General features: G+C 64.2%; 13 protein-coding genes. 4 read left to right on the plus strand and 9 right to left on the minus strand.

Annotation, left to right across the window (positions count from 1 at the left end; genetic code table 11):
• From rsgA to VBE63_RS21645, 3 genes are all read right to left on the minus strand, one after another.
• A partial coding sequence (gene rsgA, locus VBE63_RS21635) for a GTPase RsgA (RefSeq protein ID WP_323685093.1) occupies positions 1-786 on the minus strand: 786 nt, incomplete at its 3' end.
• Positions 787-796: 10 nt separating this feature from the next.
• Positions 797-1,336, minus strand: coding sequence for an N-acetyltransferase (locus VBE63_RS21640; RefSeq protein ID WP_323685094.1), 540 nt, complete (start codon positions 1,334-1,336; stop codon positions 797-799).
• Positions 1,337-1,388: 52 nt separating this feature from the next.
• Positions 1,389-2,363: an Acg family FMN-binding oxidoreductase gene (locus VBE63_RS21645; RefSeq protein WP_323685095.1), complete on the minus strand. Its 975-nt coding sequence runs from the start codon at positions 2,361-2,363 to the stop codon at positions 1,389-1,391.
• Between the two features lie 345 nt (positions 2,364-2,708).
• Between VBE63_RS21645 and VBE63_RS21650 the strand changes: the two genes are divergently transcribed.
• The 4 genes from VBE63_RS21650 (at position 2,709) to VBE63_RS21665 (ending at position 4,936) form a co-directional block, all read left to right on the plus strand.
• Positions 2,709-3,107 (plus strand): DUF2784 domain-containing protein, encoded by a 399-nt coding sequence (locus VBE63_RS21650; RefSeq protein WP_323685096.1) that lies wholly within the window; start codon positions 2,709-2,711, stop codon positions 3,105-3,107.
• Positions 3,108-3,187: 80 nt separating this feature from the next.
• Entirely contained in the window at positions 3,188-3,727 is a 540-nt protein-coding gene (locus VBE63_RS21655; RefSeq protein WP_323685097.1) for a lipocalin family protein, read from the plus strand.
• A 295-nt stretch (positions 3,728-4,022) separates the two neighbouring features.
• Positions 4,023-4,547 (plus strand): metallophosphoesterase family protein, encoded by a 525-nt coding sequence (locus VBE63_RS21660; protein ID WP_323685098.1) that lies wholly within the window; start codon positions 4,023-4,025, stop codon positions 4,545-4,547.
• A 110-nt stretch (positions 4,548-4,657) separates the two neighbouring features.
• Positions 4,658-4,936 (plus strand): hypothetical protein, encoded by a 279-nt coding sequence (locus tag VBE63_RS21665; protein WP_323685099.1) that lies wholly within the window; start codon positions 4,658-4,660, stop codon positions 4,934-4,936.
• A 118-nt stretch (positions 4,937-5,054) separates the two neighbouring features.
• Here VBE63_RS21665 and VBE63_RS21670 read toward each other — a convergent pair whose 3' ends face one another.
• The 6 genes from VBE63_RS21670 to VBE63_RS21695 all read right to left on the minus strand — a co-directional run bounded on the left by VBE63_RS21670 (position 5,055) and on the right by VBE63_RS21695 (position 9,421).
• A complete protein-coding gene (locus tag VBE63_RS21670) occupies positions 5,055-6,746 on the minus strand; it encodes an amidase family protein (protein ID WP_323685100.1) in 1,692 nt (563 codons plus the stop codon).
• Between the two features lie 174 nt (positions 6,747-6,920).
• Complete coding sequence (locus tag VBE63_RS21675; RefSeq protein ID WP_323685101.1) at positions 6,921-7,316, minus strand: Rieske (2Fe-2S) protein; 396 nt, start codon at positions 7,314-7,316, stop codon at positions 6,921-6,923.
• 130 nt (positions 7,317-7,446) lie between these two features.
• Positions 7,447-7,674, minus strand: coding sequence for a hypothetical protein (locus tag VBE63_RS21680; RefSeq protein WP_323685102.1), 228 nt, complete (start codon positions 7,672-7,674; stop codon positions 7,447-7,449).
• A gap of 2 nt (positions 7,675-7,676) precedes the next feature.
• Complete coding sequence (locus VBE63_RS21685) at positions 7,677-8,396, minus strand: HugZ family protein (RefSeq protein ID WP_323685103.1); 720 nt, start codon at positions 8,394-8,396, stop codon at positions 7,677-7,679.
• Complete coding sequence (locus VBE63_RS21690; protein ID WP_323685104.1) at positions 8,393-8,782, minus strand: hypothetical protein; 390 nt, start codon at positions 8,780-8,782, stop codon at positions 8,393-8,395. The genes VBE63_RS21685 and VBE63_RS21690 overlap by 4 nt, the downstream gene beginning before the upstream one ends.
• 189 nt (positions 8,783-8,971) lie before the next feature.
• Complete coding sequence (locus tag VBE63_RS21695) at positions 8,972-9,421, minus strand: GIY-YIG nuclease family protein (RefSeq protein ID WP_323685105.1); 450 nt, start codon at positions 9,419-9,421, stop codon at positions 8,972-8,974.
• Between the last annotated feature and the right edge of the window lie 124 nt (positions 9,422-9,545).

Genomic DNA, 9,545 nt, shown 5'->3' on the forward strand with positions numbered 1-9,545 from the left:
ACCTGGGGTGTCCAGCACCAGGCAGCCGCCGGGGATCAGGTGAAGCTCGCGACGGGTCGTCGTATGACGCCCCTTGGCGTCGTCTTCGCGGATGGCCTGGGTCGCGATGGCCTCGGTGCCGGCCAGGGCGTTGGTGAGGGTGGATTTGCCGACACCGGATGAGCCTAGGAAGGCGACGGTTTGGCCTGGCTGGCACCAGGGCGACAGCTTGGCCTTTGGGTCGTCTCCACGAGCATCGAGCGCGACGACCGGGACCCGATCAGAGACGCTGCCGGCGGCGTCGATCCAGGTCGGCGGATCGGTCACCAGGTCGGCCTTGGTCAGAACGATGACGGGGGTGATTCCGGCCTCGAAGGCCAGCGCGACATAGCGCTCCAGCCGGGCCAGGTTGAAGTCCTGATTGCAGGAGGTGACGACGAAGACGGTGTCGATGTTGGCTGCGATCAGCTGCACCTGCCGGTCGGTGCCGGGCGCGCGGCGCTTGATCAGGCTGGTGCGGGACAGGAGGCGACTCGCCCGAGGCTGTGCGCGATCGAGCAGCAGCCAGTCACCGACGGTGGCATCGGCGCGTGGTGGCAGGGTCTCGTCGATGCCAGCGCCCAGGATCTGCAGGCCGCTGCGATGCACCGCGATCACGCGGGCGGGGGGCGTTGCTGAGCGTCCTTCGGGGCTGGTCTGTTCGGCGAACGAGGGTCGCCAGCCGAGTGCGGCGAGCGACGCCGGAGCATGGCTGACTGAGTCGGGGTGCTTGCTGTCGTGACAATGACCGACGTCGTCGGAGTCCATACGGATCGTCCTACCAAAATACCGGATCGTTGAGTGCTTCGACGCAGCGCGACGGTCCTTGTAGCGACGTCATCGCCCGGTCTGTCAATGACTGCGCTAGCCAGCCTTCGGGCTGCTTGAGCTTGAAGGGGGCTGGTGCATCTGCTTCACGGATCGGCCTGAAGCCGACCTTGGCATAGTAGCCGGGATCGCCATAGGTCATCGCGATATCGACGCCAGCGCTGCGCAGCGCGGCTAAACCATGGTTCAGCAGCCGTTGCCCGATGCCCTGCCCTTGCTGCTCGGTGGCCACGGCGACCGGGCCGAGCACGAAGACGGTTCGCTGATCCTGTTCGTAGGTCAGCCTTGAGAAGAGGATGCCACCGATGAGGGCACCGTTTTCCTCGGCGATGAAGACGAAGCGATCCGGCTGCGCCGTGCTGGCGAGCAGGTTGCGCACCAGATCGCCGATCAGGGTGCCTTCTTCTGCACCCTCGGATGCGGTGAAGGTGGCGCGGAACAGCTCGATGAGCGCCTCTTCGCGCCCCTGGGTGTCGGTTGAAAACCCCATGTTATCGTTTCCTTTGAATGGAGAAGTGGGCGCTGTCGCCGTTGCGCGATGGTCATCGCATGACCTGATCGGCAGGCCGTCTCGGTGAGGCTGGCCGTCGCTGCTTGGCATATCCCAGGCGGATCAGCAGCAGCGGTTGTGCGCCGGCATTCAAGCCGAGGTGCGCCGCAAGCCGCCTGCGAATCGGCTCGACCTCGCAGGGCATATTGACGTGGGCGTGCGCGATGCCCAGGGATGTCGCGGTGAGCACGACGCGTTCGAAGCTGCGCCCGACATCGACCCAATGGCGTTTGTCATGCTCCCGGGCAATGAAGAGCATCAGCAGGGAGGACTGGCGGATTGCCTTTTCCTGCCGATCGGCCTCGCCCTCTGGCTTCACCAGCCTGGTCATGATCCAACGGCCGAGCCAGCGCGGCACTGCGGGAAAACCCAAAGCCGCGGCGGCGAGGCCATCCTGTCGGGCCGATACCTCACGCTGGGAAAACCGGATCCATGACACCAGCTCCGCGACAAAGGCCGGATCATTAAACTGGGCGATGGTGGCCTGCCGGACAAAGTCGATGATCGGCTCGATCTCTGGATCGCCGACGCGCAACGGCCGCAGCTCCACGGACTCGCAGCCATTGGCTTCCAACATCGCGGTCAGATCGGAGGCGTCGATCGCTTGCCCATTGTAGGTTCCGCGGTTCGTCTGGCGTTCGGGAATGGCGCGGAACAAGGCGTCGGTGTTGTCATCGGCGCCCTCAGACAGCCGCACCCGCAGACAGGCCTCCGGTTCATCGGCGGGAAAAGACTCGACGCTGGCGGCAAGCCCCTGATGCGCGGCTGCGACGATTAGATTCTCGAGCGCGCAGCCGAGGCTGATGAACAACGCGTGATCGTCGGGGTCGACGACCGGCAGGCGACGGGATAGGTCAGGAAAGATCCGGATGCTGTCCTGATTCACCGAGAACTGCCACGGCTGGGTGTTGTGTCCGGACGGTGCACGCACTGCGAAGGGGATCAACTGCTCGGCAATGGATTGCATAGCGCACCTTCGGGATATCATGGGTAACGTGAACAGCGGTCTACCGATCACGCTGATGATGATCGCATCGAGGAACAAGCGCGTGCATGACCATTTGACGGCGGACGCTGGCACATGCGCCCCATCAGGGCTTTACCATCCACCGCGTTGGAGATCGGTCACCTCTACGGTACCCCCAAGTACGGCCCCTTCTTTCGCGCACTGCTCACCCGAGTTCAGTACTGATCATGGGCTGAGGTCCAGCACGCTTCGAGCGTACCGAATGCGTCGGAATCGATCGCAACCACCCTTGGATATCCCTCCAATGCGGGTAGAACACCCCTGACGGCCGAACTGGAGGTCACGATGGACGTTTCCACCTTAAGGTTGCTCGACCAAGCGCTGTTCCTGCTGCACGCCGCCCTGGTGCTGTTCATCCTCACCGGCTGGATGTGGCAACGCACCCGGCGCCTGCACCTGCTCGTGGTTGTGCTCACGCTCGGCTCTTGGGTCGGGCTCGGCGCCTGGTTCGGCTGGGGCTACTGCCCGCTGACCGACTGGCAGTGGCAGGTCAAAGCGGCTCTCGGCGAGACCGGATTGCCTGCGTCCTATATCAAGTACTACGTCGATGCGCTGACGGAGGCGTCTTGGAATCCGATGCTCATCGACGTTTGGGTTGTCGGGTTAACATTGACGGCGCTGGTCGTGTCGGCCGTATTGAACTGGCGCGATGGCAGGCAGCAGCGAGCCAGCAAACTGCGGTGATCGCGGCGAGCGCATCGGCGAGGCCCCAACCGCATCGAAGCGCGGGTTGCTTCAACGCCCTGCACGCCCAACTCCCCCGTATGATCAAACGCCTTCTTTTCGCCTTGCGCGCGCTGCTTCCAGGACGCCTCGGCAAGCCTCGCCCGCCGCTAGCGACCGTCGATCGGGTCGATCTCGATCGCCTGGTGGGGACCTGGTTCGAAGTCGCCAGGCTGCCTAATCTCGAGGCAGACGGCCCTGGGCAGCACAGCGTCAATGTGACCGTGACATATAGAAAAGGGCCTGATGGGCGCATCCGCGTCCAAACCGTTGCCCATAACGCTAAGGCGAGGATGCGTCGCAGCGAGGTCAACGGCAGCGTTCATCCCGCCGACCCCAGTGGCTCGAAGCTGATCTTGAGATTCTTCAAGCTGATTCGGGGCGACCTCTGGGTGATCGGCTTGGACCCTGATTATCGATGGGCGCTGATGGGCACACCGAGTCGCAGGCGGCTTTGGCTGATCGCCCGCACCCCGCATATCGAACCAGACGACTTTGAGCAGGCCATGGCGATCACTGTTGCACAAGGCTACGAGGCGGCGCGCGTCAGACCAACCTTACAACAGGTCGTCGCGTCCTGACGGGAGGCCGGCGCTGTGGGGTTCTTCCGCGCATCCGACGTTGGTTGCGCCAGGACCAGGGTCCAGTGTGCATCCGGCGGCCCATCGGTCAATACATCGTGCGCGTTTTCGGGGTTGTCAGACATCGCGTAGCGGCCTCATGATCCAAGCACCCGTCAGTTCGAAGCAGTATCCCGCTACCACAGTCGGAACCGCGATGACGGCCATAGAGATCCGCGCGACCCCCAATCGGGGTCTCTGGCAGGGATTGCTCGCGATTCGGTGATTCTTACCCGCAGCCCAACGCATCAGTGCCATGCTTCGCGTAGCCATTCTCGCCGACACCCACGCCTACCTGGACCCGCGGGTGGAAGCTTTGGTGGCGACCTGTGACCTGGCGGTTCACGGCGGGGACATCGGCAACGCTGATGTCTTGGAGCGCCTGAGGCCGCGACAGGGACGGGTCATTGCTGTGATCGGAAACAACGACCGTCCATCCAAGTGGCCGCCGGAGCAAGCGCAGGTCCTGGATGGCCTGCGGGAGCACGAGGATCTGATGCTACCCGGTGGAACGCTGGCTATCATCCACGGCCATCAGATCGCCGCCCGGAATCGCCATGAGCGTCTGCGCCGGCGCTTCCCGCAGGCGCGTGCCATTGTCTATGGACATAGCCACCTTCTGATCGCCGATCGCGATGCCGAGCCCTGGGTGCTCAATCCCGGCGCTGCGGGCCGGGCACGGACCTTTGGCGGACCCTCCTGTCTGGTGCTCGACGCCACTGAGCATCGCTGGGCGTTGCGCATCGAGCGTTTCGAGCCCTTGAAACGCCATGATCGCTAGTCCTGCGGCCCACCTGTTGTTCGTTGTCGCAGTCCCCTCCCGCGATGGCCACGCAGGACGCCGGCGGAAGTCGCTACACTTCGGAGCAAGCAACCGTTTGGAGACTGTGCATGCAAATCCCTGTGTCGATCAGCGCCGTTTTCGTTTCCACAGCAACGCTCCTGTCTTGCAGGCAGCAACAGCCACCTCAGGATGTTGATCCAACCCTGGGTCGCGACTGCTTCGAGTCGCATCAGCCCAGCCTGCCGCCCGGCAGCCAGTACGAGGGGATCGCCCAGGCATCCGATCATCGCATCAGCATCCGTGCGATGACCGGCACTCAGGTGGAAACCTTCGATTGTTCACTGAAAGCAGACGGCACGGTGGCCAAAACAAGAGACGGAGACTGAGTTTGAGGCTCCGGAAGCGGTCTTTCGCGAACGCTGCAGCGCCAATCCGATTGTGGACTGGCAGCCGACGCGAACAGGCCAAGGTGGGCCACGCCGCCGTCACGCGAGCAATCGGTGGCTAGCGTGCTAAGGTCATGGACAACGCCTCAGGCTGAAGGGGACCAAATCCGGGCGGCGGACGACGGTGCTGGGTCGCTTGCTCATAGGCGTAGGCATACTGGAGCAGCTTATGCTCATCGAACGACCGCGCCAGCAATTGCAAGCCCAGCGGCAGGCCGCTGTCGGTGAAGCCCATCGGCACCGTGATGGCCGGTTGCCCTGTATGGGGCGCTAGGACTGGGCTGTTGTTGCCGTGCGGGCTCTCGCTGTCGCCAAGCAGTCGCGGCGGATGGCTCCAACTGGGGTAGAGGATCGCATCGATCTGCTGTTCATCCATCGCAGCGAGGACGGCCTCGAGCAAGGCCTTGCGCCGCGGGTCGCCTTGGACGTCGACGCAGGGCGGCTGTTGTGAACCTGGATCGACGTCGACAGCCATGGCCCATTGCATCGCCCCGGCGCTTTGCGGCAAGAATTGGTTGCTCGCCACGACCTCACCCAGAGAGCGGATGGGCGCGTTTGGCCCCAGCGTGTTCAGATACCGATTTAGATCGTAGCGAAAACGGCTGCAGAAACCCGTGGCCTCGGTGAGACGCTCAAAATCGGGAATCTGGAACGGATCGATGATGACAGCGCCTGCCTCGCGCAGATCCTCGATAGCCTGATCAAAGCGCACCACGACCTCGGGGTCAGCGGTGTCCACGTCCATGCCCGTGTCGGTCTCTGTCACGACCAGGGCGCGCAGCACGCCCAGTCGAGCGCCCTGCAAGCCATCGCGCTTGAGATACCGCCGATAATCCGGCTTGACCCGGCCGATGCCGGCCTGGGTCAGCGGGTCCGCCGGATCATAGCCGGCCAGCACCGAGTAGACGATTGCAGTGTCGGTCACGGTCCGCATCAGGGGACCGCCGACATCGCGGTTCCCCAGCAGGGGCACGATGCCGTCGCGGCTGGTGGCGCCGAGGGTTGAGCGAATGCCGACCAGGGCCAGATGGGAGGCCGGTCCGCGGATCGAGTTGCCGGTGTCGGTACCGATGCCGATGATGCCGAGGTTGGCGGCGATGGCCGAGGCAGTGCCGCCGCTGGAGCCGGCTGGCACGCGATCGAGGGCATAGGCGTTGCGGGTCTCGCCATGGGTGGAGCTGATGGTCTGGTAGGGGCTGAAGGCCCACTCGCCCATGTTGGATTTGGCCAGGATGATGGCGTCCTCCGCGCGCAGGCGTTGCACCAGGAAGGCATCGTCGGGCGGCACCGAGCCCTTGAGCGCGATGGAGCCCGCCTCGGTCGGCATGTCCGCGGTGTCGACGTTGTCTTTGAGGATGACTGGGATGCAGTGCAAACGGCGCAGACGGCCGGTCTTGGCAGACTGACGGTCGAGCTGCCGCGCCCGGGCCAAGGCGTTGGGGTTCATGGCGATGATGGCATTGAGTCGGTTGGCCGGGGTCGGCGACCTGCTTGCGCTCGGACTCGGGGCTGCGTCGGCCTTCGTGGGTGGGTCGTAGGTCTCGATGCGTTGGAGGTAGCGCCGGGTGAGTTGTTCACAGCTGATCCGCCCGCTGCGTAGGGCCTCATGTGCTTGGCAGATGCTGAGCTCGATGACATCGATGCCGGGTGTCGGCCCGGTCGATGCGCGATTCACCGGCTCGCAGGCAGTGCAGAGGCCGATCAGCAAGCAGACGATCAGACGGAAGGACATGCGAAGCCGACGAAGCATGCGGCCACCACTCAATCCGGCGCGGTGCGCTTGAGAGCCTGCAGGGCCTGGCGCTGTGAGACCCTGGTACCGTGTGCGAAGCGCCTGCGCCGACGGCGTTGATCGGTTTGGCTGCAAAGCGGTCAGGCTCAAGGCGCTCGCGCGCAAGTTCTGATGCATCACGCGTTGCCCTGTTTACATCAGCGCTGTCACGCGTTTATCGATCAGGTAGACCTGACCGTCGATCTCCTTGCAGCGCAGGGGCTCGAGTCGCTCGCCGGAGCAGAGCACGCTCAAGGATTCCCCCGAGGTTGGATCGAAGACAATGCCATGCATGGAGCAGCGCAGGTGCCCTTGCTGTGCATCGAAGACTGCTTCGTGGACGCAATCCAGGCGCCGCACCATGTGCACGCATTGATTCAGGTAGGCGTAAACCTGGCCCTCGTAGCGCAGCACGATTGCGCTCTGCGGGTGCTGCTTGAACAGCAAGGGGATGATGCGATGCTGACGATCCGTCAGTTCAGCGCTGTCACAGACCAGTAGCTTGCGTCGCTCGCGCTCGGACCTGTTGAGGGTCGATGCTGTGTTCATCGCTCAGTCACCTGAATGCGCCGGCCGAGGCACGACCGAGGCACGGTTTCTCGTCGCGGCTCGGACTGCACGGCAGGCTCCTGATCACCCTGGCAAAGCCGGGTGTCGTCGGGATCGATCAGGGGGCGACTCATGGCTGCTGTGCTCGACGATGGTGAAGGGTCTTGAGCAGCTTGCGCGCGACATAGGCGGCATACTCTTCAGTGTTCTCGTCGTTGGCGTCCAGCGCCAGACTGGCCAGTTCGTCGATGCCCGCCCGCAGCCGGGTGATCTCGCTCAAGGGGCGACCGCAGGTCAGACAGCGCTCGCCGTCGTCTCGACAGGCGTCCTTGCCGTGGCAGGGCTCAAAGCGGGGCATGCTCAGTCTCCTCCAGGTTGAGTGGCCATCGCGACCAGGACCTCACGCGCCTCTGCGGGTGAAGCGATGGGGCGCAACAGAGGGATGCGTCGGAGGCGATCGGCCACGCGGACATCGATCCCTTCGGCGTCGATGCCGATCATGACGACAGCGTGCTCGCCCTCGGTGCCGTCGATGGCCCTCAAGTATGTCCGCAGGGCGTCGGTATGGTCTTGGTTCATGTGCGCGATGATCCGACGCTGCGCTTCAGGGCTCAACGGGTTAGCACGCAGGATGCGATCGATCCCGAACCAGCGCGCGGTGGCGAAACCGCCGTTCCAGTGGAAGCGCAGCGGCGTGAAGCGGTAGAAGCGAAAGTCGAGCTGCTCAAGGTAGGGTTGGGTGTGTGGGAAGGCGCGGAAGTAGCGCTCGGCATCGGCGTCAGCGTCAGCGTCAGAGGGGGTGACGTTGCCAACGGCGCTCAGGCGGCCACGTTGCTGGATATCACCCTCGCCCTCCGCGACCACCGTCAGCCCGCAGCGGCTGTCGGCCTCGAGATTCTGGGTGTGTTGCGACAAAGGGCTCAGCAACAACAGCGGCAGACCTGCTTGGTCAAGGACATAGGGCACGACCGAGCCGAAGGGATAGCCGACCAGTTCCAGGGACTGGGTCGAGAGCACAGCATGGAAGCAGCCGGCGAGCACCTGGCGGGCGGCTGCAGCCTGTTGGTCACTGTCTGTCATCGGGAGGGCGCATCGGCAGCGAGCACGGCTTCGACATCCGCCTCGGTGACGGGCAGCGTCAAGACCGCATGCAGGGGAAACCGCTCGGCCAGCAGCGGGACGTACTGGGCCTGCTCTTTGCTGACCAGCACGATGATCCGTGCCTCAGGCGCCTGCTTGCTTAGGCTGGCGAGCAAGACATCGAGGTTGCAGACATTGGCACCGGCGTAGTTGTTGCCGAAGCCGTAGAAGAATTCCGCTACCACCCAGTCCGGCGTGCTGCGTTTGAGCGCCTGCAGGTCCTTGCGCTGCGAGGGCAGCTTGATCTGGGTGATCCCCAAGCGTTGGTAGAGTGCCTCGAGCCGGGGATGGCTCGGGGATTCGATGATCGAGAACAGGGTCGTCATGGGGTTGAATGGGTGCTGGTTGGCATCGGGTTGGTGATCAGCGCGGGGGCCTTGTCCCTGCATAGCGCTGAGCGTAGCCCTCGGGATCGAGGATCTCGCGCAGATCAGGATCAGATGCAGGGTAGCAGGCCCGATGGGGTTCGCGTTCTGTCGGCTGTCGGCTGCTGGGTTCTGGGACCAAAGGGCGCTTCATTCCAGCCACTCGCCTGCGCCTAAGGTCTGCTGCAGGTGATCTTGACTCGGCGGCTCGGGAAGCGCGATCAGATGCGCCGGACAGCGACAGTCGCTCGCGCCGAAGCGCAGCAGCGGCCAGCGCGCGCCAGGCAAAGCGCCCAACGCCTGCGCCCAACGGTGCTCAAGGCGTTCATGTCCATAAGCCACCCAGACTCCGGTCAGGTCGCACCAAGGACGCAGAAAGTCCAGATGCCAGTGCGGCCGGGACGCGATGCGGTGATGATGACGACAGCGCGCAGCCACGCCACCGGGTCCGAGGGCACTGCCGACGTAGAGGAAGACCTCTTCGCCCCCGTTCAGCGTCAGCGTTCCCAGACGGCCGATCTGTATCCTGCCCTGTTGCCGAGGCACGAGGAGGACGGCATAGGTGCCGGGGCGGCTGTCAGTGGGTGTGGGATGTCTCACGCGGATTCCATTCGGTCTTGGCGGCTGGCCATGAAAGAGCGGCAGCGGTCAGTTGCCCAGCGGCATCGGGTGACGTGCCGCTCAGTCGCTGGATTCGGCGACCTCGACCATCACCTCGTTTCGG

This window comes from Lamprobacter sp. (assembly GCF_034860625.1).
Taxonomy (GTDB): Bacteria; Pseudomonadota; Gammaproteobacteria; order Chromatiales; family Chromatiaceae; genus Lamprobacter.